Below are 20,573 nucleotides of genomic sequence, written 5' to 3'. Positions count from 1 at the left end.
GGCCGCCGTGTACGGCGTGCTCGGCGCCGTCCTGATGGGCGGCGGGCTCATGACCGTCCGGGCCGAGGGCAGTACCGCCGCCCCGTCGGCCACGGAGCCCGCCACCGCTGTTCCCGACGTGGAGGTGAGCACGGACCCGTCCGCCTCCGGGACGCTGGAGAGCCCCGGCACCCGCACGCTGGCGTTCGCGACCGAGGGAACCGTGACGACGCTCAAGGTGAAGGCCGGCCAGAAGGTCGAGAAGGGAGACGTCCTGGCCCAGGTCGACTCCACCGAGACCGTCGAGAGCAGAACGGCCGCCCACTGGTCGTACGTCTCCGCCTCCCAGGAGCTGAACGAGGCCGACGAGGCGGGGTACCAGAAGGCGTACGCGTCCTATGTGAAGGCCCGCAACGCCTACCGCAAGGCGGAGCGGACGGTGGAGGGGACGAAGATCGTCGCCCCGTTCGCCGGCACGGTGACCGCGGTGGACGCCGAGGTCGGTCAGGCGGTGTCCCGGGGGCCGCGGTCCTCACCCTCACCGACCTGACCCGGCTGCAGGTCAGTGCCGACTTCACCGAGGCCGACATCGTCGACCTGAGAAGCGGACAGCAGGCGTCGGTCACCTTCGACTCCACGAGCACCACGATCCGGGGACGGGTGACCTCGGTGTCGCCCGTACCCGTCGCCACGGAGAGCTCGGGCGGCACCGGCCAGGGCGGTGGCGGACAGCAGTCCTCGACCCAGGTCGTCCGCTACACCGTCCTCGTCTCCCTCGACGAACTCCCCGCGACGGCCCGGGCGGGCCAGGCGGTGACGGTCGAGGTGCACGTCTGACCCGCCGGACCGCCCACCACCGGGGCCCGGACGACGTGTCGTCCGGGCCCCGGTGGTGGGCGAGGCCGTCAGGTGTGCGGAGGATCGTGCGGCCGTCCCAAGCGCACCCGTCGTCCCGGGTTCGGCTGTGGGGAGCCGCGGGACGCTACCGGGACTCGCGCCTGCGGCGGCGCGCACGTTCGAACTCGTCGACGTCCTTGAACCACGGGCCGTGCCGGTCGAGGGCGGCGCAGCCGCCGCGGGCGAAGGCGCTCACCAGGGTCCGGTACTCGCTCATGCCGTCGACGAGGCGGTACTCGACCGCGTACTCCGGCTCCGATCCGCCCCCGCCCTCGCGCAGCGTCGTGATGCGGGCGAGGGAGTCGGCGTAGAAGTGGACCTGGATCCCCTCGCCCCTCGCCTCGTCCTCGATGGTGAACACGTCGTTGTTCGGACGCGACCGCTCGGCGACGAACTCCCAGAACGCCGCAGCGGCGGTGCTGCCGCTGCCGTGTCGCCACTTCTGCTCGGCGTCCTTGTCGTCGGTGAAGGTCAGGGCCGTCTTCCGGCCGCCTCCGCCGCTGTCGGAATCGGCGTCCTCCTCGTCGGCGTCCACGGGAGCGTTCCTGGAGCGGGCGGCGGCCTCGCTGCACATCAGGAAGCAGACGGTCCGTACCGCGTCGTCGGCGAGTTCGGGGTGCGCGCGGCGCAGGGCCGCGCGGACCGCGGACTCCATGCGGGCCCAGTCTCCCTTGTCGGTGGCGCGCTTGCCCCGCCGCGGATCACGTCCGATGGCCATGCCCGCGGACGCCTGCTCCGCGGTGGCGATGACACGCATGACCGCCGGAAGCAGCGCGGGGCCGACGGCGTCGGGCTTCCGCCCGGGGATCGTCGAACCGTGCAGGTACTGGCCCGTGTACTTGAGGATCGCGGCGTCGAGCCGAGCGAGGACGACGCCGCGCGCGGCGCGGCGGCGGTCCGCGCGGTGCTCCTGCGCACGCTTCTCGTTCGGCGTCTCCGTCGCCGTGCGCATCGCCTCGTACACGTGGCCGCGCTCCAGGAGACCGATGTGGGCGCCGTGGGCGACGAGCCGAGCCCTGCTCCAGGGGATGCTCCGGAAGAGCGCGTCGACGTCCGCCGGCGTCCCGTGGAGGAGCGGATCGAGGAGCGCGACGGCAGCGCTCTCGTCGAGCGGACCCCGGGTCCCGGCCGCCTCGCACAGGGGAAGGACCGCGGCCCACAGCAGCAGGTGCCGGGGCAGGTCCTCCTGGATCACCGCGAGGTCGGCTTCGGTGACGGGGAAGGTGAAGGTGCGGGGCTCGTGGTTCGCGTCGGCCCCGGCGCCGAGCATCAGCTTCAGCCCGTCGTCGTCGCGGATCACCGACGGGATCCAGCCGCTCGCACGGGTGAAGACGATGTCCCTCAACGGTGTGGACCCGTTCGTCCCGCGGACGGCGGAGGGTTTCCCCGGCCGCCGGCTGAGCGGTGCGGCCGCGGCAGCCCCCTACCGCCTGCCCTCATGACCATCGTTCGCATTCGGCGTGCAGGCGCGGGTCGGTGCGCACCCAGACCTCACCGGCGGTGGCCCCGGCCGGGGCGTCCACCCGATGCAGACCGAGGAACCCGATCAGGTGCAGCAGCGCCGCGCGCTCGGCCGGCTCCTCGTCGGCGTCGTACCCGTCGAAGAAGACGTAGTACTGGTCACTGGGGTCCACGCAGCCCGAATCCGACCAGATCCGTCCGACCTCCTCCAACGCCGAGGCTTCGGTCGTCATGGCGGCGGCGCGGGCGGCACCGCGCGCCTCCGGCGACGCGTCGAGGGCGGAGAGGTCGGAGAACCACTGGCCGAAGTGGTCGAGCCCGCCGAAGCCGTTCTCGAAGAACAGCATCGCGCTCGGAAGGTAGCGGTTGGGCCGGTCGATCCGGAGGTACTCCGTCCGCCGGGGCCCGGCCTCCTCGACACGGCAGACCACACCCTGCTCCGGCATGAGCACCAGACGCTGCCCCGCCGGTTCGTCGACGATGCTGCAGGTGTCGGAGGTCCGACCGCGGAAGTACTCGGAGAACGCCACGTAGGCCTCCTGGGGATCCCCCACGGACACCTGCCGGTCGTTGCCATCGCCGGACGCGAAGACGAACTGCTTCGGTCCGGACTTGTAGGGGCGGGCCATACGCGTCCTTCGCTAGCGTGTTTCAGCGCCGCCAGCCTAGCCGAGCCCGGGGCGGACGGACCCGGCCGGGCCTGCGCCGGCGACGGCAGCTGCGCGACGACACCCGCCCCGGGCCTCAGGCGCCTCCCGTCCGCGGCGGCGTCCGGTCGCGGCGGAGGACCGGCTCACGTGACCGGCCGGTCTGCGGCAGGTGTCTCCGCCCGGAGCGACAGCCCTGTGCCACCGAGCGGGATCATGGAGCGTCAGGTGTCTCGTACGACGTCATGATCGCGAGAGTAGGTCGCGAAGCGGCTGGGGCGCGAGGCGATTGCGTACCGGTGCGCGAGGGTTCCGGCGCGAGCCGAGGACGACCCGCGCTCACGGGGCAGCGACGCCGGCAGCTCCCGCACCCCACCCGGGGAGCGAAGGCCCGGTGTGCGCCCGACGCCGGGCGCGACCACCCCGTGAGACCGACGAGCGGGGCCTTTCCGCGCTGGTCTAGGTCGGTATCTGTCCTAGTTCCGTCCTACGGTCGACGCATCGCGAGGGACCGTACGAGAGGACGAGACCGATGAGGCACACTGCCCCCGAGGGGTACACCAGCGTCGCACCGTGGGTGGTCACCGACGACACCGGTGCGTTGCTCGACTTCATCACCGCCGCGTTCGACGGCGAGGAGATCGCACGGGTTCCGGTCGAGGACGGCACCATCGGCCACGGCGAGATCCGTGTCGGCGACACGGTGGTGCTGGCGTTCGACCGACGGCCGGACTGGCCGGTCATGCCGGCGCTGCTGCGGGTCTACGTCCCGGACGCGGACGCCGCCGTGGCAGCCGCCGTCGCGCACGGTGCCCAGGTGGTCACCGAGGTCGCCGACAGCGCGTGGGGGGATCGCGGGGGGCGGGTGCGGGATCCGTTCGGCAACATCTGGTGGGTGGTGAGCCGGGTCGAGGACGTCGACCCGGACGTGGCCTGGCAGCGGATGTACGAGCCGACGTACGCGGAGGCGATGCGCGCGGCGCAGGAGACGCTGGACGTCGAGCTGAGCGGCCGGGATTCGGGAGTGGCGAGTGCCCCGCGCCGCCCGGACGTCGAGTGACCGACTCCTCGCGTCGCCAAGGCCGTTGAGCGACCGACGCTTCGTGCGGCTCCGGCCGTCGCGTGACCGGTGCCGTACGCGGTCCGGCCGTCGAGCGACCGACGCCCCGGGTGGCTCGGGCCGTTGAGTGGCACCGGTTCCTCTGTCAACGCCCCCTCTGGAAGCGGAGGTTCGGGCGCGGCCGATCACGCATTCGAAGCAGGGTATGGAAGGCTTGACGGCATGACTGACTACTCCGGAGCGCACGACCCGAGCAAACAGATGGAACCCGCGGGGGATCGCGCGAGCGAGCTGCTGGCCTCCGACGACGATCGCGAGCGCGTCGCGGAGAAGGTGCGGGCTGCCGTCGCCGTCGGCCGTCTGGACATCGGCGACCTCGACGACAGACTGTCCCGGGTCTATGAGGCCAGAACCCTCGGGGAACTCGAGGCGGCCGGCCGGGGACTACCGGACATCGGCCCCCGCGACGCGCTCGTGGTGGACCGTGCGCCGACCTCGCGTCTGGCCCTGGGCATGTTCGGAGGGTTCGACCGCCGCGGCGAGTGGGTGGTTCCCTCGCGCTTCACCGCCTGGTCGATGTGGGGCGGCGGACGACTCGACCTCAGCGACGCGCGGTACGCGGAGCAGGAGACGGTGGTCCGGGCCGTCGCGCTCTTCGGCGGTACCGAGATCATCGTCCCCGACGACATCGAGGTCGAGGTCAGGGGATTTGGACTCTTCGGGGTCTTCGGCAAGCGCGGCGCCCGGAAACAGAGCCGCCCGGGTGCCCCACGAGTGATCATCAAGGGATTGGCACTGTTCGGCGGTGTCGTCACCAAGACCCGGCAGACGGGTCACCGCCCCATCGAGAAGTAGTCGGAATTCCCCGGGAACGCTGCCGCCCGAATGACCGGGCAGGCCCTGCCCGTACGGCGTGACGGGGTTTCGAACCCCCGAATGCCGGCCGGTGCAGCCGAATGGGTTCTCTGCGGACAGCGACGCATCCATCCTCCAGGGTCGTGCGGAAACGCCAGTCGAGTCACGACCCTGGAGGAAAGAGATGCACGTCCTCATCGGTTTGATCGTCGTCGCCGTCCTGTGCGGAGCATTCGTCCTGGGGGCCGGCATCCGGGAGAACGAGTCCGAGCCCCCGCAGCCGCAATCCCACCCGGTGCGCCCCGCCACCAACCGACCCCCCGGAGAGGTGGCCGAGTACAGACGTCCCGTCGAGGTGCCCCGTACGGACAAAGCCCACCGACTGCGCCCCTACCAGCTGAGGGGCGTCACCGAGGCCGCGCAGCGCCCCGGGGACGATTAGCCGCGCAGTTGGTGCCGTACGGAAAGGGGGGATCGAAGCGTGCTCCGTGTTCCCGGGTAGACCGTTCGGGATTCATTTGTCGCCGCCGAATCCGGATGAGCTGGGATTCCACCTTCCGCCGGGCTATAGATACATGCCACGTGGAGGGGCGGCTCATCTCCCTCCGATCGACATCCCGGAGGCTCCCATGCCCGACATGAACGGTCCCTACAGCCCGGGCACCCCGTGCTGGATCGATCTGATGGTCCCCGACCAGCAGGCCGCCATCGATTTCTACAGCGACCTCTTCGGTTGGCAGGGCGAGATCGGCCCGGCGGAACAGGGCGGGTACTCGGTCTGCACGCTCAAGGGGAAGCCGGTCGCCGGGATCATGAAGGCCATGAACCAGGACGGGACCGTTCCCGACCCGCTGCCGCCGACGGTCTGGACCACCTACCTCTCCACGGACGACATCGGCGCCACGATCGACGCCGTCACCGGCGCTCACGGCACGGTCATGCTGGGGCCGATGGACGTCATGGACCTGGGCAGGATGGCGCTCATCGCCGACCCGACCGGCGCCGTGGTCGGCCTGTGGCAGCCGGGTAGCTTCCCCGGTGCGGGCATCGTCAACGAGCACGGCGCTCTGATCTGGAACGAGCTGACCACGAGCGACATCCCGGCGGCCTCCGCGTTCTACTCCGCGGTCCTCCCGGTGACCACGGCCCGCTCCGCGATGCCCGGCGCCGAGGGCTACGTCGAGTTCAAGGTCGGCGAGCGGACGGTCGGCGGGATCATGGACATGACGCAGATGCCGCCGGGGGTCCCCTCGCACTGGCAGCCCTACTTCCACGTGGACAGCGTCGACGACATCCAGGCCGCCGCCGTGCGTGCGGGCGGCACCGTCCTGGCCCCGGCGTTCGACATGGCGGCGGGCCGCATGGCCGTGCTCGCGGATCCGCAGGGCGGCGCGTTCTCGGTGATCACCGCGACCAGCCCGGAGCAGACGTCCTGACGCTTCCGGCAGTCACTCCCACCGGACGTCCAGGCACCCGAGCGGGCCCGACGACGCCCCCTCCGGGGCGTGGGCGCCCGCTCCACGCACGCGGGTCGTATCCGGTGGGCCGCTGCGGTGCGCCGAGCCTTCGGCCGCCGGCTTCGCCGTCGGCGGCGACGGCTCAGGGCGACCGTGTCGCAGTGCCCTGGAAGACAAAGAGGAAATTCTGAGTCAAACTTTCTAAAAGACCGGTTTCCCCTGCTCGTGTGAGGGGCCTCCATGCTCGACGTGCCGTCCTGGTTGTGGGTGGCGTTCGCCGTCACCGTCGTCGTGTCGCTGGCCGTGGACCTGCTGGCGCACCGGGAGGCCCATGTCATCGGCTTCAAGGAGGCCGCGGCCTGGAGCGGGGTCTGGGTGGGCCTCGCCCTCCTCTTCGGTGCGGTCGTCTTCCTCGTCCTGGGGACGGCGCCGGGCGTGGAGTACACGACCGCGTGGCTGCTGGAGAAGAGCCTCTCGGTCGACAACCTGTTCGTCTTCGCGCTGATCTTCGCCTACTTCAAGGTGCCCCGCGCCTATCAGCACCGCGTGCTGTTCTTCGGTGTCATGGGCGCGCTGGTGTTCCGGGGAGTCTTCCTGGCGGCCGGAGTCGCGGTCGTCAGCCGGTTCACGGCGGTGCTGTTCGCCTTCGCGGCCGTCCTCTTCTACAGCACCTACAAGATCCTCAAGGGTGAGGACGAGGAGTTCGACCCGGGCAAGAGCATCGCGGTGAGGCTGCTCCGCAAGATCATCCCGGTCCGGGACGAGTACTCCGGGATGAAGTTCTTCGTCCGGGAGGCCGGGAAGAGGGTGGCCACGCCGCTGCTCGCGGTGGTCGCGGCGATCGAGGCGGCGGACCTGGTCTTCGCCGTGGACAGCGTGCCGGCCGTCCTGGCGGTGAGCGACGACGCCTTCATCGTCTACACGAGCAACGCGTTCGCGATTCTGGGCCTGAGGGCCCTCTACTTCCTGCTGTCGGGGCTGCTCGACCGGTTCCACTACCTGAGCAAGGGCCTCGCGCTCATCCTCTCCTTCATCGGCGTGAAACTGATCCTCCAGGCCTCCCACAAGATGTTCAGCAGCAGCATTCCGGAGATCCCGTCACCGGTCAGCCTGGCGGTCATCGCCACGATCCTGGCGGTGTCCGTCGTTCTGAGCATCCGTAATCCCCGCCCGCCGACCGAATCCGCGGACGGCGAGGGCGGAACCGAGGGCGGCGCGCGAGCCCCGTAAAGTCTTTCCCATTTTCGGGCAAAATATCCTATTCTGTACATATGAGCAGAGACGAGCGTGCGTCGACACCGCAGGCCGGACATGTCTGCCCCGCCTGCCACGAGCCCGTGACCGCGCAGATCACGCGGCACAAGACGATGGGAGTCTTCATTCCCCAGTGGAAGTCGGGCCCCTGCCACAACCCGACCTGCATGAAGTACGTCCCCGACGCCCAGCACCCGTCGGCCGGCGGAGAGAAGCGGTAACGCGGCGGCGGACGGCCGTCCGGGATGTCGTACCCCCTGACTATCCTGACGGCATGTCTCTCTCTGTCGATCAACTGGCCGGGTACGTGGAGCGGGGTCTGGACGACGACCTGGCGCGCTGGTTCCCGGATGCGCCGCCGGTCGAGGTACCTGCCTCGACCCGCCCGGTCGAGCCCTTCCTCGGCAGGCTCCCGCAGCACGCGGCGACGGCACTGGCCGCCTTCGACCGCAAGGTGCGCTCGGGAAGCATGAGGCAGTGCCTCGACGTCTTCGACTGGTCCTACGCCTTCGACTTCGCGGCCAACGGCTGCACCGTCCTGGACAGCGACTACACCACGGAGCTCGGCGACGAGGACGTGTGGTCCCTCGGAGCCGACGGCGGAGGCGACCTGTACGTGCTGCGCACCGACGGCCGGGTCTCCGTGTGGTTCCACGAGGAGGAGGTCCTGGAGGAGGGTACGGGCTTCGACACGCTCGACGCGTTCGTGTGGTCCGCCGTGCGGTTCCGGGCCGTCCGCGCGGGCGTCCTCGATCTCGCCACCGTCGAGGCCGACTTCCGCTCCCTCGCCCAACCGGGCGCTCTGGCGCCGGGGATCGGTCTGCTGGCGTCGATGACCTGACCCCGACCCGACTCAGGGGAGACGGATGGGCGGCGGCCAACGGCCCCGGCAGGGCGTTCCGTTCGTCGTCGGTGAGACCTCGGCCGGGGCGGTACCGCCGTAGGTCAGGACGAAGTCGGCCCGGCAGGAGGGGTGGAGGACGCCTCCCCGCAGGCGGCGCAGTAGTGAGTGGCCTCGGTGCCGACCGCGGTGGCACGGTCCGCGGCGGCTCGTGCCGTGCGCGCGTCGCGGTTCCCGCTGCGGACGACGGCGATCGTCCCGACGAAGAGAAGCAACGCGACGACGGCCCCGACCGCCGTGAGCCAGGGCCGGCCCCACTCGTCGGCGTAGTAGGCACCGGCGGCCCCGGCCATGAGTGCGATCACCGTGCCCTCGGCGAAGTGCATGCACCCGCTGCTGTCGGTGGCGTCGGCGACCGTCGTCATGTCTGCGGCTCCGCACCGGGGACACACCGCCGACCCGCTCGCAGCCTTGCCGTTCACGCTGTTCGCCATGGCCCCATCATGATGCCCCTTCATGCGTCCACGCCAACTGCTCCCTGCGGGGAGGGGCGTATGACGCCGGGCGGAGGCCTTCCAAGATCGAAGTAAGGTGGTCCCTTGGGCGTGATCATGTACAAGGAAAGACGGGGGCAAGGAAGTTGAATCGCATACGGATGACCGTGGCGCTGGGTGTGGTGCTGTCCGCGGGGCTCGTGTCCGGCTGCTCCGGAGCCGCGGAGCCCGAGGCCAAGGCCGGTGGCAAGGAGACGGGCAAGGCCATCGAGTCCGCGTCGGCCGCGCCGCAGCGCCCGGTCTACAAGGGCAAGGCCGTGCCGGGACTCGCCGCGAAGCCGGCCTGGAGCCTGTCGGGCGACGAGGCGGGGAACTGCGCGAGCAAGGCGTCCGAGAAGGACACCTCGCAGCGCGACGTCTGCACGGTCGGCGACGCCGTCGTCCTCACCGGCTACGACGACGGGCCGTCGGGCAAGAGCACCTTCACCGCCCGGCTCCTCGACGCACGGAGCGGCGAACTGCGCAAGAAGTTCGAGTTCGCCCTCCCCGAGGAGACCGCCGGGAGCACGTCCTCGCCGACCACCGCCGTCGCGCAGGTGGGGGAGTGGCGGGACGGCTCTCCGGCCCTGCTCATCCGCAACCGCGTCGAGACCCCGGCGAGCGGCCTGAAGAAGGCCTCGACCCGGACCGTGCTCACCATGTACGCGCCGTCCGGCGAGAAGCTGGGGAGCTCCTCCTTCGACGAGGACACCCACATGTCCACCCCGGTCCGGAACGGCTACCTCGTGGACGCCGGCACCTCCGGCGGCGCCACGTTCATCCCGATCGGCGACGGGGAGACGCTGCGGAGCGAGGCCTCGCACATCGACCTGCAGGGAACGGTCGGCTCCGGGCTCGGCTACTACGCCCAGCAGGACATCTCCTTCCAGCCCTCCGCCGAGTGGCTGACGGCGAAGGACGTCCGCACGGGCGAGAAGGCCTGGAACACCAAGGACCTCACCCCGCCCGCCGCCATCGCGAAGCTCGTCACCTCCGACACGGCGACCAGCGCGCGACTGATGCCGTTCCGGGGCAACAAGGCCCTCCTCGAGTGGTCCTCGTACGGCGACTCCGAAGCGGTCATGACGCTGGTCGACGTCACGAGCGGCCGCCGGCTCGCCGAGGGGCCGGGCATCGACACCAACGGCACCGTCGACGACGACGGCCTCGCCGTCTCCCCGGACGGCAAGACCGCCGTGGTGCAGTACGGCAAGGGCGCGGTCGCCTGGAACACCGAGACGGGCAAGGAGCTGTGGCGCCAGGCCGCGGACGAGGTGACGATCATGCCGAACGCCCTCCCGGGCAACGGCGTCCTCTACGCCTACCTGGACGGCACGGCGGCCGCACTCGGCGCCGACGACAAGAAGCTGCTGCTCTCCGGGATCGAGCAGATGCCGCAGTTCACGACGAACGGGTACGCAGCCGTCCGCACCACCGAAGGCCTCTTCGTCTTCGCCGCCCAGCCCGTCTGACGCATCTCCGCCCGTCCGGCGAACCCCGGCCCGTCCATCGAATCCCTGCACCGGTCCCGACCGTTTGACCGGTCCGAGCGGAGGGCCGACGCTCCACACGTCGGCATCCGTCCGGATCAGGCGGTAAGGGTCATCAGGAGCAAGGGGTCCGTGGTGGGCCGGGGAGACCCCCCGGCCGGTTCCAGGGTCAGCCCGACGGCGCCGGCGTCCGCGGGGTTGCCGGTGAGGAGCACGCTCCCGCTGTCGTCGATGAATCCGGCCGGGACCATGGTTCCGTCGTGGTCGAGCCACAGCTGGTAGGTCTTCCCGGCGCCGGGAGCCGGCAGGCCGGCGGCGGTGAAGACCGCCTTGTCCTGCTGGTCCGAGGAGACGACGGTGGTGAGCGCTCCGTTCGCGGCCCTGCCGTGGACGGCGCGCGCGTCCGGCGCCGCCAGGACGGCGCTGACCGCCGCGAGTTGCTGCTGCGCCTGGCGGGCCTCCTGCCGGAGGTCCTGGCTGCTGAGCGTCTGCCACACCGCCACTCCGCCCAGGGCCGCCGCCGCCACACAGGCGGCGAGGGCCAGAGGAACCGCCCGGCGGCGCAGGAGGCCGCCGAGTGCGGGTGCCTGGCCGGGTGCCGGGATGCGCGGCGGCAGCTGGCGTACCCCCTCGATGGCTGCCAGCACCTGCGCCTTGGCCCCGGGCGGAGGTGTCTGGGAGACGGCCGAGGCCAGGCGCGCCGTGGTCTCCTGGAACTCGGCCGCTTCCAGCCGGCACGCCTCGCACCTCTGCAGGTGGGCTTCGAAGTCCGCCCGCTCGGCGTCGTCGAGTGCGCCGAGCGCGTAGGGGGCGGCAAGGGTGTGGGTGTCGGTGGCGTGGTGTTTCATGTGGTCACCCCCATGCAGTCGCGGAGCCGGATGAGCCCGTCGCGCATGCGTGTCTTGATGGTCGGAAGAGGTGTGCGCAGGGATTCCGCGACTTCACGGTAGGTCAGCCCCTGGTAGTAGGCCAGAGTCACGGCCTGGCGCTGGAGTTCGGTCAGGCCGCGCAGACAGCGCCGTACCTGCTCGGACTCCAGGCGTGCCTCGACCTGTTCGGTGACCTCGTCGAAGGCGGTCGTGTGCTCCCGTGCCGCCTGGGCGTGCTCGCGGTCGCTGGCGGCCTGGGCGGAGCGGACCCGGTCGACCGCCCGGCGGTGGGCGATGGTCGCGGCCCACGCGGTGACGGAGCCGGCTTCGGGGCGGTATCGGGCGGCCTGGCGCCACAGCTCGATCATGACTTCCTGGGTGACCTCCTCGGACTGCGCCCGGTCGCGGACGACCTTGAGCACGATGCCGAAGACCAGGGGTGCGAGGGCGTCGTAGAGGGTGGAGAAGGCCTGTTTGTCGCCGTGGGCGACTCGCTGCATGACCTCGGTGATGTCGTCGCGTCCGGTGCCGGAGGGGCGGCCGACGCCGAAGGGGGTCGGTTGGTTCACGTGTGCCGCTCCGCCCGTGGGCAGAAGGCGAAGCGGCGGCCTGGTGCCGCCGTCGGGGGGCGGGGCGTCCATCGCATGCCGCTCCTTGCGTCGTCGTGCGTACGTGACCGGACCGTCCGCGGAGGCGGCCCGGAGTGGGGAACCTGGTGGTGTGTCGCCTGTTCTTCGGAGCGGACCGGTCCGCGGATGGGGGACTCCTTGTCACCTGTACGTCCGGGGGTTGACCCCTTCGAGGGAATCGGCGGGCCGGCGCCCAACCGGAGGGCGAACGGTCGCGAAGACGGCGTGTGAGGGAGCCCGGAGCGGTTCACGGGGCCTTCCTCACCGGTCGCGCGGGACAGCCGCGCGGTCGGTCATCCTCACAGGAAGAAGTGAAGACATGGTTCTCGTGCGACGAGGTCTGGCCGTGGCCCTGGCGGCAGGCGCGGTGGTGATGGCCGGTGCGGCGGTCGCGTCCGCCGACGCCGGTGCCCAGGGCCTGGCCGCGTACTCGCCCGGCGTCGGATCGGGCAACCTCATCCAGGTGCCCGTCCACATCCCGGTCAACGCCTGCGGCAACACCGTCAGCGTCATCGGGCTGCTGAACCCGACCTTCGGCAACACCTGCGTCAACGCCTGACCTTCCGACAGACGAACGTCCCCGGTCCGCGCCGAGCAGTCGGCGCGGACCGGGGGCTCGCGGAGCCCCTCGTCCGCGGACGCCGTCAGGGCAGCTTGGCCGCCAGGACGTCCACCTTCTGGATGTCGGGGGGACCGGCGAGCAGGGTGGCCGCGATCTCCATCAGCGCTTCCGCGATCCGGCCGTTCAGATGGGCCTGGCGTCCCGCCTCGTCGTCGAAGGTGTCGAAGACCCCGAAGCTCGTCGGCCCCAGCCTGAACGAGTACCACGAGACCGTCCGGGTCTCCTGACGGGCGAGTTCCAGCGCGTTCTCCAGGAGTTCCTGGACTTGGGCCGCGTGCTCGGGCTTGGCCTCGATACGGGCCAGAAGACCGGTCTGCGTCATGGACTGCTCCCTTGTCGGTCGGGTGGCGACCGGCCGCGACGCCCTCGGAGACCGCTCCGGGGCCGCAGCGTCCTCGGCCGCTCTCGCCGTGATCCTCCTCGAGTCCGGGGCGATCCGCCGGGCGGCCCGCCGAGACACCGCTTCCCGAGTTGTGCTCCGGTTCCGGCGCGCGGTGAGGACGACCCCGACGGCGGGCGCCGGCCTCGACCGACCCGTCGCCGGCGGGGCCGCGCCCGCGTCGAACGGATCATCAGTTCGTCACCGATTCGGAGGACACACCCATCCGGGCGGCGCCGCGCGCCGAATGCCGGTCGTGAGCAACTTCCGCACCACACTCTCCCGCATCGCGCTGGGCGCGTCGGCCGGACTCGTCGCCGGCTTCACCGCGCTGGCCGTCGCCGAGCTGGTCGCGGGTCTGATCCGGCCCGCCGCCGGTCCCCTCACGGTCGTCGGCGGAGCGGTGATCGACCGGACCCCGGCCGCGGTGAAGGACTTCGCCATCCGCACCTTCGGGGAGGACGACAAGACGGTCCTTCAGCTCGGGATCCTCGCCGTCCTCGCGCTGATCGCCGCAGCCCTCGGTGTGGTCGGCCTCCGACACCGACGAGCGGGTTCCTGCGGGATCCTCGTCTTCGGGGTCGTCGGGGCGGTGGCCGCCCTGAGCCGTCCCGACTCCGAGGGCATCGGCGACGTCCTGCCGTCGCTGGCGGGGGCGCTGGCAGGAGCCCTCGCCCTGTACGTCCTGGCAGGCCGGGCCGCACCGGCGTCCACCACGGAGGAGGGTGCGAACGGGGGAGGCTGGAACCGGCGCGGCTTCCTCGTCGCGGCGGGCGCCACGGCCGTCGGCGCGACGGCAGCCGGATTCCTCGGCCGCTACCTCACCGGCCGTCAGGCCCAGGGGGCCACGGCCTCCCGACAGGGCCTGGTGCTTCCCGCACCCGCCTCACCGGCACCGGCCGTCCCCAAGGGCGTCCAGCTCAAGATCCCCGGGATCACCCCCTTCACCACCCCGAACGGCGACTTCTACCGCGTCGACACCGCACTCGTCGTACCCAAGGTCGACGCGGGAAGCTGGCGACTGCGGATCCACGGCAAGGGCGTGTCACGCGCCCGGACCTACACCCTCGACGACCTGCTGGCCCGGCCGCTCATCGAGCGGGACATCACGCTGACCTGCGTATCCAACGAGGTCGGCGGCCCGTACGCCGGCAACGCGCGATGGCTGGGAGTCCGGCTCTCCGACCTGCTGGCCGAGTGCGGGGTGAAGCCGCCCTCGGCGGGAGGCGGCGCCGACCAGCTCGTCGCCCGGTCCGTCGACGGCATGACACTCGGCTCACCCGTCGAGGACGTCATGGACGGCCGGGACGCGCTCCTCGCCGTCGGGATGAACGGCGAACCCCTGCCGTTCGACCACGGCTTCCCGGTACGCATGGTCGTCCCCGGCCTGTACGGCTACGTGTCGGCCTGCAAGTGGATCGAGGACATCGAACTCACCACGTTCGACGCCTACGACCCCTACTGGGTCAAGAGGAAATGGGCTCGCAAGGCGCCGATCAAGACCCAGTCCCGGATCGACACCCCCAAGCCCTTCGGGCGTCCCGACGCCGGAACCGTGGTCGTCGCCGGTGTGGCCTGGGCCCAGCACCGCGGCATCACCCGCGTGCAGATCCGGGTGGACGACGGTCCCTGGCAGGACGCCGATCTCGCCGCGCAGGACACCGTCGACACCTGGCGCCAGTGGTCGTATCGCTGGCAGGCCACACCGGGCGGCCACAACCTCACGGTCCGCGCCACCGACAGCACGGGACAGGTCCAGACCGAGCAGCGGACCAGGACCGTCCCCGACGGGGCAAGCGGCTGGCACAGCGTGTTCGTCACCGTCACCTAGACCGATGCCGTCCGGACCTCCGTACCCCAGACCTCTGTCGGCCTCGCCGAGCGCCGGCAGCGCAAGACCAACCCCTTCGCACAGATTCCGATCATCCATTCAAGGAGCAGTCAGCATGAACTCTCAGCGTCTCCGCCGTGGTGCCGTCGCCGTCGCCGCGGCCGCCGTCCTCCCCTTCTCCCTCGCCGCCTGCTCGGACTCCGACGGCGAGGGCAAGGCTTCCGCGTCCTCCTCGGCCGCCGCCGACTCCAGCACGCCCTCGGAGGCCCCCGCCGAGACCTCCACGGCCATGGACGAGCCCTTCGGCCCGGCGTGTGCCGGCGTGCCGAAGGAGGGCGCGGGCTCCTTCGACGGCATGGCGAAGGACCCGGTGGCCACCGCCGCCTCCAACAACCCCGCCCTGTCCACGCTCGTGACCGCGGTCAAGAAGGCCGGCCTGGTCGACACCCTCAACAACGCCCAGAACATCACGGTGTTCGCCCCGACCAACGACGCGTTCGCCAAGATCCCGAAGGCCGACCTCGACAAGGTCCTCGCCGACAAGGCGACGCTCACCAAGATCCTCACGTACCACGTCGTGGGTCAGAAGCTCGCTCCCGAGCAGCTCGAGAAGGGCTCCTACGAGACGCTGCAGAAGGGCAAGCTCACCACCACGGGCTCCGGCGAGGAGTACACGGTGAACGACTCGTCCAAGGTCGTCTGCGGCAACGTCAAGACCGCCAACGCCAACGTCTACATCGTCGACACGGTCCTCATGCCCAAGTAGGAGACCTCCCGCTCACGCCTGAGACACACCCGTGGTCCGTCGTCCTCTCCGAGGGCGGCGGACCACCGGCGTCTCCGCGGCACCGGGGCGCCGGCCGCTCACCGCAGACGAGGCCGCAGCCGAGCGGTTCCCCGGTCGAGATCCACGCGTGGGACGTCATTGCTGTGGAGGTGGGCGTGGCGGTAGGACTTTTGCGGGCCGTTCGAGGGGTTGCCCCGCAGGCCCCCCATCCACGCTCATCCGGGGGTCGAAGGATCCGCAGACGCGCCTCACCGTTGAGGCGCGCGAACCGATCGGAGCCTTCCTGTGCGTACTCTTCGAGTCGCCGCCACCGCTGTGGCCGCAGCCGCGATGACCGCTTCCCTGTTCTCCCCGGTCCTGGCGTCGGCGACCGAGGCCGGCGGTGATCCGTTCGGTCCGCAGCACCGCGCCGCCGGCCACGGCCTGATCAGCGTGGGCCTCACCGCCGACCAGCGCCTCTTCGGCTTCGACGTCCGCAACCCCGCCGACACCTGGTCGCTGGGCAAGGTCAGCGGCCTCCGGGGCGACACCAAGCTGGTCGGGATCGACTTCCGCGTCCAGAACGGCAAGCTGTACGGCGTCGGTGACAAGGGCGGCGTCTACACCGTCGACAGCAACGCCAAGGCCGTCAAGGTCTCGCAGCTGACCGTCGCCCTCCAGGGCCGGTCCTTCGGTGTCGACTTCAACCCCGCCGCCAACCGCCTGCGCGTCATCAGCGACACCGGGCAGAACCTGCGTCACAACATCGACGACCCGGCCGCGCCGAACACCACCACCGTCGACGGCACGCTCACCAACCCGACCATGCCGCCGTCCACGGCCCTCGGCGTCACCGGCGCCGCGTACACGAACAACGACCTCGACGCGGCGACCGCGACGACGCTGTTCGACATCGACACCACCAACGACCGCGTCTCCCTGCAGTCCCCGGCCAACGCCGGCACCCTCGCGCCGACCGGCGGCCTCGGGGTGAACGCCGGCCCGTCGGCCGGGTTCGACATCTACTACCAGGCGTCCGAGGGCTCCAACCGCGGCTTCGCGGCCCTGTCCACCGGAGGCAAGCAGCGCTTCTACAAGGTCGACATCCTCACCGGCAGGGCCACGCTCGTCGGTGACTTCCCGGCCGCCCGTCAGATCGTCGACCTCGCCCTCCCGCTGAACCAGCACTGACCCGAACCGGCGGTGGAGGCGGGCTCGTGCGGCCCGCCTCCACCGCACGGAACACGGTCCGTGCGACACCGCACGGACGGCAGGTGGTGACCGAGGGCGTCCGGGAGCGCGGGCACGAGCCGAGCAGCCGACGAACTCCCGCGCTGTCGAAAGAACCTGAGAGGCCCTCTCACCGCCTCAGAGGAGAAGATCCACTACAGCGAGATCCTTGGCGAAGCGGTCGCGCGCGCCCGTGAACGAACCCACTTGGGGGAAGCAGGTCTCCCGGTTGCAGTAGCCCCAGTGGCACACGAGGACGCCGGAGCTGACGGTGGGCCATGTCGCTGCGTATCGAAAGCCGACAACGGGTCAGCTCACGCAGCAGACGGAAGGAAGCCGAAGATGCGCTCTGCCCGCATTCTGTTCGCCGCAACCGCCGCCGCCGGCACCCTGGCGCTCGCCGCACCCGGCGCCTACGCGATCACGTCCGGAGACTGGGACAAGGAGGACTCCTCCCACAGCCGCGACCACGACAAGCCGCACGGCGGCATGCACACCGGCTCGGGCGCCCTGTCCCTGGTCACCGCCGACGACTGGTCCAAGGACGAGCACGGCAAGAAGGACGAGCACGGCAAGAAGGACGAGCACGGCAAGAAGGACGAGCACAACAAGAAGGACGAGCACGGCAAGAAGGATCACGACAAGCCGCACGGCGGCGTCCACACCGGCGGTGGCGCCCTCACCACCGTGTCCGGTGACGAGTGGTCCAAGGAGCACGACAAGGGCGGCAAGCACGAGAAGGACCACGACAAGCCCAAGGGCGGCATGCACACCGGCTCCGGCGCCCTGTCCCTGGTCAACGCCGACGACTGGTCCAAGGACAAGGACAAGGAGCAGAAGGACGAGAACGGCTGGTCGAAGGAGAACCAGAAGGAGGAGGGCGGCTCGAAGCACGAGAAGCCCAAGGGCGGCATGCACACCGGCGGTGGCGGCCTCACGAACAGCGGTACGAGCCTGACGGGCGCCCTGGTGCTGGCCGGCGCCGCGGGCGCGTTCGTCCTCTACCGCCGCAGGCAGGGCGCCGGCTCGGCGGCCTGACGCGCAGTCGTCGCGGGGGCCGGGCGACGCCCGGCCCCCGCACACCGCCCCACGTGTTCCGACCTGATCGCGCGCACACGCCTCGAAAGGTGCTCACAGTGAAGACCCGTCCGGACTCCGCCGCTGACAAGACGCCTCGGCGTACCGCACGGTGGGTCGTTCCCGCGGTGTTCTGGACGCTGGTACTGGCGGCGCTCCTCTTCGCCTTCGGCCCGGGCATGTTCGACCAGGACGACGCCTCCCCGCCCGGGCCCACCGTCCCGGCCGCAGGCGGGAACCCTCCGGCGACCGCAGCCGCCCCTTCGGGGGCCGCGGTGCCGGGTGCGTCGGAGGCGACTCCCGGCGCGGACGCGGCGACGTCGTCGCCCGCCATGCCGCGGTCGGCGCCCACGCGCCTGATGATCCCCGAGATCGGCGTGAACGCACCGTTCACCGACCTGGAGATCGGACCGTCCGGGGCGCTGAACCCGCCTCCCGCGGACGACACCAACCTGGTCGGCTGGCACGCCGCCGGGGTCTCGCCGGGTGAGACCGGAACGGCGCTCGTCGCCGGCCACCTCGACACGGCCACCGCCCCGGCCGTCTTCGCCCGGCTGGGCGAGCTCGCCGCCGGCGACACCTTCCAGGTGCAGCGCGCGGACGGCTCCATCGCCGTCTTCCGCGTCGACTCCGTGGAGAGCTTCGACAAGGACGACTTCCCCGACGACCGGGTCTACGAGGACACGCCCCGGGCACTCGTCAGGCTCATCACCTGCGCGGGGGCGTACGACCGCACCGCCAAGGACTACACCGAGAACCTGGTCGTCTTCGCCCACCTGGAGCCCCTCGACTGATGCGGCGCCCGTCGGCCGCCCGTCGACTCCAGGGCGGACCGTGGGCCGTCACTTTCCTCCATGAAGAGAACTCAAGTTCCCTGAGTCACTCTCAGGAGTGACATGCGTCGAGCGGACCCATCCGCCGGGCGCCTCCCTCCGAAGCATCACCGGAAGACGTCGGAGTCTCCCGGTGATTGTCCGGGGCGGGAGGGTCCGGCTGGTCCGTCGTTGCGACCGCACCCCGTGTGAGAGCGGAGTCATAGGTGCGGACCGCGACGGGCCGAGGGGCGGAGGACGGTAGGGGCCGTCCTCCGCCCCTCATGCGGGCCACCCCCTACGAACGTCCCCATGCGAACGCACCCTGCGAACGCTTCCCACGCGAGCGCCCCCGTGCGAGCGCCTTCACGCGAGCGGTCGGTCCGTCGCTCTGATCGGTGCGGGGAGCTCGGTGGCTCCGCGCAGGAAGCGATCCGCGGCCGCGGCGGCCGCCCGGCCCTCCGCGATGGCCCACACCACCAGGGACGCTCCCCGCCCGGCGTCGCCCGCGACGAAGACAGCGGTGGTGCCGCGCCCTTCCCACGGTGTCGCGGCGACGGGAAGGGCCGCGAAGTCGGGGGTCCGTGCGAACGTGCCCTGGTCGGTGGCCGTGAGACCCAAGGGTACGACCAGACCGGGATCCTGGTCCGGGCCCCGGAACCCGAGTGCGAGCAGGACCAGTTGAGCCGGGATCTCCCGGTTCGTGCCGGGGAGAGGCCGCCGGTCGTCCGGGGCCACCGCGTTGAGCACCAGGGCCCGTACGGCTCCTGAAGGATCACCGTCGAAGCGCACCGTGACGGAGGAGAAGGCCCGGGGGTCGGCGCCGTCGCGGGCCAGCGCCTCCTCGTGGGCGTGGGACAGCCGGTGGATCCTCGGATGCACGAGCGGCCACGGCTCGTCGGCCGTCCGGTCCGGCCCCGGCCGGGGGTTGATGTCCAGCTGCACGACGGACGCGGCATCCTGACGCAGGGCGGTGCCGAGGCAGTCGGAGCCGGTGTCGCCTCCTCCGACGATGACGACGTCCTTGCCCCGCGCGGAGAGCGCGGCGGGCACGGGACACGACGGCGTGGCACGGTTGGCCGCGGTGAGGTACTCCATGGCGTGATGGACCCCTCTCAACGTCCTCCCTTCACAGTGGAGTTCGCGAGGCCGGGTCGCTCCGGTGGCGACCACGACGGCGTCGTGGTCGGACCTCAGACGATCCGCGTCGAGGCCGCGGCCGACGTCGACTCCGGGGCGGAAGACCGTGCCCTCCTCTTCCATCTGGGCGATCCTGGAGTCGAGGCGGTCCTTGGACATCTTGAAGTCGGGGATGCCGTAGCGCAGGAGACCGCCGACGCGGTCGGCCCTCTCGTACACCGTGACGGCGTGCCCGGCGCGGGTGAGTTGCTGGGCGGCCGCGAGTCCCGCCGGACCCGATCCCACGACGGCGACCGACCGCCCCGACAGCCTGGTGGGCCGGAGGGGAGACACGTATCCGCCTGCCCAGGCCTGCTCCGCGACGGTCTGCTCGATCTGCTTGATCCCCACCGGCTCGTCGGTCAGGGCGAGGACGCAGGAGTCCTCACAGGGCGCGGGGCAGAGGCAACCGGTGAACTCGGGGAAGTTGTTCGTGGCGTGAAGGCGCTCCGCCGCCGTGGCCCAGTCGCCGTGGGTGGCGTACACGTTCCATTCGGGGATGAGGTTGCCGAGCGGGCACGCCCCGTGACAGAAGGGCACCCCGCAGTCCATGCACCGCCGCGCCTGATCGGACACGAGCGGCAGCAGCGGCTGACCCTGGTACACCTCGTCCCAGTCCCGAGCGCGTTCGCCGGGCGGTCTGGAGGGTGTCGGTCGCCGCGGTATGCGGAGGAAGCCGGCGGGATCGGTCATGGTGCCCTCGGC

At 71.1% G+C, this 20,573-nt stretch carries 23 protein-coding genes and 1 pseudogene; 17 read left to right on the top strand and 7 right to left on the bottom strand.

Translation table 11 applies throughout. From position 1 onward, the window contains the following. Nucleotides 1–7 precede the first annotated feature (7 nt). The 3 genes and pseudogenes from ACF09E_RS12630 to ACF09E_RS12620 all read left to right on the top strand — a co-directional run bounded on the left by ACF09E_RS12630 (nt 8) and on the right by ACF09E_RS12620 (nt 816). Nucleotides 8–529: a biotin/lipoyl-binding protein gene (locus ACF09E_RS12630; protein WP_392205167.1), complete on the top strand. Its 522-nt coding sequence runs from the start codon at nt 8–10 to the stop codon at nt 527–529. Continuing rightward, nucleotides 526–615, top strand: a pseudogene (locus tag ACF09E_RS12625) (hypothetical protein); the annotation flags it as partial. The gene ACF09E_RS12630 and the pseudogene ACF09E_RS12625, both read left to right, overlap by 4 nt. 33 nt (nt 616–648) lie before the next feature. Then, nucleotides 649–816: a hypothetical protein gene (locus ACF09E_RS12620; RefSeq protein ID WP_392205166.1), complete on the top strand. Its 168-nt coding sequence runs from the start codon at nt 649–651 to the stop codon at nt 814–816. 145 nt (nt 817–961) lie between these two features. Here ACF09E_RS12620 and ACF09E_RS12615 read toward each other — a convergent pair whose 3' ends face one another. Together ACF09E_RS12615 and ACF09E_RS12610 are read right to left on the bottom strand one after the other, a co-directional pair. Further along, the gene (locus ACF09E_RS12615) at nt 962–2,221 is read right to left on the bottom strand and encodes a DUF6357 family protein (protein ID WP_392205165.1); all 1,260 of its coding nucleotides are present in this window, start codon (nt 2,219–2,221) and stop codon (nt 962–964) included. A gap of 91 nt (nt 2,222–2,312) precedes the next feature. Further along, a complete protein-coding gene (locus tag ACF09E_RS12610; protein WP_392205164.1) occupies nt 2,313–2,966 on the bottom strand; it encodes a hypothetical protein in 654 nt (217 codons plus the stop codon). A 550-nt stretch (nt 2,967–3,516) separates the two neighbouring features. Here ACF09E_RS12610 and ACF09E_RS12605 point away from each other — a divergent pair. The 7 genes from ACF09E_RS12605 (at nt 3,517) to ACF09E_RS12575 (ending at nt 8,451) form a co-directional block, all read left to right on the top strand. Further along, on the top strand, nt 3,517–4,044 hold the full coding sequence (locus ACF09E_RS12605) for a VOC family protein (RefSeq protein ID WP_392205163.1): 528 nt from the start codon (nt 3,517–3,519) through the stop codon (nt 4,042–4,044). Nucleotides 4,045–4,266: 222 nt separating this feature from the next. Then, nucleotides 4,267–4,899: a DUF1707 domain-containing protein gene (locus tag ACF09E_RS12600; protein WP_392205162.1), complete on the top strand. Its 633-nt coding sequence runs from the start codon at nt 4,267–4,269 to the stop codon at nt 4,897–4,899. Nucleotides 4,900–5,083: 184 nt separating this feature from the next. Then, entirely contained in the window at nt 5,084–5,341 is a 258-nt protein-coding gene (locus ACF09E_RS12595; protein ID WP_392205161.1) for a DUF6479 family protein, read from the top strand. Between the two features lie 196 nt (nt 5,342–5,537). Then, entirely contained in the window at nt 5,538–6,335 is a 798-nt protein-coding gene (locus tag ACF09E_RS12590; RefSeq protein WP_392205641.1) for a VOC family protein, read from the top strand. 261 nt (nt 6,336–6,596) lie between these two features. Next, nucleotides 6,597–7,586, top strand: coding sequence for a TerC family protein (locus ACF09E_RS12585; RefSeq protein WP_392205160.1), 990 nt, complete (start codon nt 6,597–6,599; stop codon nt 7,584–7,586). A gap of 41 nt (nt 7,587–7,627) precedes the next feature. Continuing rightward, a complete protein-coding gene (locus tag ACF09E_RS12580) occupies nt 7,628–7,831 on the top strand; it encodes a hypothetical protein (RefSeq protein WP_392205159.1) in 204 nt (67 codons plus the stop codon). A 53-nt stretch (nt 7,832–7,884) separates the two neighbouring features. Then, complete coding sequence (locus ACF09E_RS12575) at nt 7,885–8,451, top strand: hypothetical protein (RefSeq protein WP_392205158.1); 567 nt, start codon at nt 7,885–7,887, stop codon at nt 8,449–8,451. Between the two features lie 104 nt (nt 8,452–8,555). Here ACF09E_RS12575 and ACF09E_RS12570 read toward each other — a convergent pair whose 3' ends face one another. Next, nucleotides 8,556–8,876, bottom strand: a complete 321-nt coding sequence (locus ACF09E_RS12570) for a hypothetical protein (RefSeq protein WP_392205157.1) — start codon at nt 8,874–8,876, stop codon at nt 8,556–8,558. Nucleotides 8,877–9,106: 230 nt separating this feature from the next. Here ACF09E_RS12570 and ACF09E_RS12565 point away from each other — a divergent pair, with 230 nt between their 5' ends. Then, complete coding sequence (locus ACF09E_RS12565) at nt 9,107–10,456, top strand: PQQ-binding-like beta-propeller repeat protein (RefSeq protein WP_392205156.1); 1,350 nt, start codon at nt 9,107–9,109, stop codon at nt 10,454–10,456. Between the two features lie 116 nt (nt 10,457–10,572). Here the strand turns inward: ACF09E_RS12565 and ACF09E_RS12560 are convergent, their stop codons facing one another. Together ACF09E_RS12560 and sigK are read right to left on the bottom strand one after the other, a co-directional pair. Beyond that, the gene (locus ACF09E_RS12560) at nt 10,573–11,322 is read right to left on the bottom strand and encodes an anti-sigma factor domain-containing protein (protein ID WP_392205155.1); all 750 of its coding nucleotides are present in this window, start codon (nt 11,320–11,322) and stop codon (nt 10,573–10,575) included. Continuing rightward, nucleotides 11,319–11,912, bottom strand: a complete 594-nt coding sequence (sigK, locus tag ACF09E_RS12555) for an ECF RNA polymerase sigma factor SigK (protein ID WP_392205154.1) — start codon at nt 11,910–11,912, stop codon at nt 11,319–11,321. Before sigK ends, ACF09E_RS12560 begins: the two co-directional genes overlap by 4 nt. Nucleotides 11,913–12,291: 379 nt before the next feature. Here sigK and ACF09E_RS12550 point away from each other — a divergent pair, with 379 nt between their 5' ends. After that, entirely contained in the window at nt 12,292–12,531 is a 240-nt protein-coding gene (locus ACF09E_RS12550) for a chaplin (RefSeq protein WP_392205153.1), read from the top strand. 85 nt (nt 12,532–12,616) lie between these two features. Here the strand turns inward: ACF09E_RS12550 and ACF09E_RS12545 are convergent, their stop codons facing one another. Next, nucleotides 12,617–12,916 carry a putative quinol monooxygenase gene (locus ACF09E_RS12545; protein WP_392205152.1) on the bottom strand — a complete coding sequence of 100 codons (300 nt, stop codon included), beginning with the start codon at nt 12,914–12,916 and terminating at the stop codon, nt 12,617–12,619. Between the two features lie 304 nt (nt 12,917–13,220). On the opposite strand from ACF09E_RS12545, the gene ACF09E_RS12540 reads away from it, so the two are divergent. The 5 genes from ACF09E_RS12540 to ACF09E_RS12520 all read left to right on the top strand — a co-directional run bounded on the left by ACF09E_RS12540 (nt 13,221) and on the right by ACF09E_RS12520 (nt 18,671). After that, on the top strand, nt 13,221–14,804 hold the full coding sequence (locus ACF09E_RS12540) for a molybdopterin-dependent oxidoreductase (protein ID WP_392205151.1): 1,584 nt from the start codon (nt 13,221–13,223) through the stop codon (nt 14,802–14,804). Between the two features lie 115 nt (nt 14,805–14,919). Beyond that, nucleotides 14,920–15,570, top strand: a complete 651-nt coding sequence (locus tag ACF09E_RS12535; RefSeq protein ID WP_392205150.1) for a fasciclin domain-containing protein — start codon at nt 14,920–14,922, stop codon at nt 15,568–15,570. Between the two features lie 306 nt (nt 15,571–15,876). Then, on the top strand, nt 15,877–16,761 hold the full coding sequence (locus tag ACF09E_RS12530) for a DUF4394 domain-containing protein (protein ID WP_392205149.1): 885 nt from the start codon (nt 15,877–15,879) through the stop codon (nt 16,759–16,761). A gap of 381 nt (nt 16,762–17,142) precedes the next feature. Next, nucleotides 17,143–17,838 (top strand): hypothetical protein, encoded by a 696-nt coding sequence (locus ACF09E_RS12525; protein WP_392205148.1) that lies wholly within the window; start codon nt 17,143–17,145, stop codon nt 17,836–17,838. A gap of 218 nt (nt 17,839–18,056) precedes the next feature. Then, the gene (locus tag ACF09E_RS12520) at nt 18,057–18,671 is read left to right on the top strand and encodes a class F sortase (RefSeq protein ID WP_392205640.1); all 615 of its coding nucleotides are present in this window, start codon (nt 18,057–18,059) and stop codon (nt 18,669–18,671) included. A 384-nt stretch (nt 18,672–19,055) separates the two neighbouring features. Here ACF09E_RS12520 and ACF09E_RS12515 read toward each other — a convergent pair whose 3' ends face one another. After that, nucleotides 19,056–20,561, bottom strand: coding sequence for a glutamate synthase subunit beta (locus ACF09E_RS12515; protein WP_392205147.1), 1,506 nt, complete (start codon nt 20,559–20,561; stop codon nt 19,056–19,058). Nucleotides 20,562–20,573: the final 12 nt, after the last annotated feature.

It is taken from the genome of Streptomyces sp. NPDC014891, from assembly GCF_043081085.1.
Classification (GTDB): Bacteria; Actinomycetota; Actinomycetes; order Streptomycetales; family Streptomycetaceae; genus Streptomyces.
This window is presented reverse-complemented; position numbering and strand designations above follow the sequence as displayed.

Excerpts from the sequence above, each read along its gene's own strand:
- ACF09E_RS12515 (WP_392205147.1), bottom strand. The coding sequence starts at position 20,561 with ATGACCGATCCCGCCGGCTTCCTCCGCATACCGCGGCGACCGACACCC.
- ACF09E_RS12605 (WP_392205163.1), top strand. The coding sequence starts at position 3,517 with ATGAGGCACACTGCCCCCGAGGGGTACACCAGCGTCGCACCGTGGGTG.
- ACF09E_RS12520 (WP_392205640.1), top strand. The coding sequence starts at position 18,057 with ATGTTCGACCAGGACGACGCCTCCCCGCCCGGGCCCACCGTCCCGGCC.
- ACF09E_RS12565 (WP_392205156.1), top strand. The coding sequence starts at position 9,107 with ATGACCGTGGCGCTGGGTGTGGTGCTGTCCGCGGGGCTCGTGTCCGGC.
- ACF09E_RS12580 (WP_392205159.1), top strand. The coding sequence starts at position 7,628 with ATGAGCAGAGACGAGCGTGCGTCGACACCGCAGGCCGGACATGTCTGC.
- ACF09E_RS12545 (WP_392205152.1), bottom strand. The coding sequence starts at position 12,916 with ATGACGCAGACCGGTCTTCTGGCCCGTATCGAGGCCAAGCCCGAGCAC.
- ACF09E_RS12590 (WP_392205641.1), top strand. The coding sequence starts at position 5,538 with ATGAACGGTCCCTACAGCCCGGGCACCCCGTGCTGGATCGATCTGATG.
- ACF09E_RS12540 (WP_392205151.1), top strand. The coding sequence starts at position 13,221 with ATGCCGGTCGTGAGCAACTTCCGCACCACACTCTCCCGCATCGCGCTG.
- ACF09E_RS12595 (WP_392205161.1), top strand. The coding sequence starts at position 5,084 with ATGCACGTCCTCATCGGTTTGATCGTCGTCGCCGTCCTGTGCGGAGCA.
- ACF09E_RS12585 (WP_392205160.1), top strand. The coding sequence starts at position 6,597 with ATGCTCGACGTGCCGTCCTGGTTGTGGGTGGCGTTCGCCGTCACCGTC.
- ACF09E_RS12535 (WP_392205150.1), top strand. The coding sequence starts at position 14,920 with ATGAACTCTCAGCGTCTCCGCCGTGGTGCCGTCGCCGTCGCCGCGGCC.
- ACF09E_RS12600 (WP_392205162.1), top strand. The coding sequence starts at position 4,267 with ATGACTGACTACTCCGGAGCGCACGACCCGAGCAAACAGATGGAACCC.
- ACF09E_RS12570 (WP_392205157.1), bottom strand. The coding sequence starts at position 8,876 with ATGACGACGGTCGCCGACGCCACCGACAGCAGCGGGTGCATGCACTTC.
- ACF09E_RS12560 (WP_392205155.1), bottom strand. The coding sequence starts at position 11,322 with ATGAAACACCACGCCACCGACACCCACACCCTTGCCGCCCCCTACGCG.
- ACF09E_RS12575 (WP_392205158.1), top strand. The coding sequence starts at position 7,885 with ATGTCTCTCTCTGTCGATCAACTGGCCGGGTACGTGGAGCGGGGTCTG.
- ACF09E_RS12610 (WP_392205164.1), bottom strand. The coding sequence starts at position 2,966 with ATGGCCCGCCCCTACAAGTCCGGACCGAAGCAGTTCGTCTTCGCGTCC.
- ACF09E_RS12550 (WP_392205153.1), top strand. The coding sequence starts at position 12,292 with ATGGTTCTCGTGCGACGAGGTCTGGCCGTGGCCCTGGCGGCAGGCGCG.
- ACF09E_RS12525 (WP_392205148.1), top strand. The coding sequence starts at position 17,143 with ATGCGCTCTGCCCGCATTCTGTTCGCCGCAACCGCCGCCGCCGGCACC.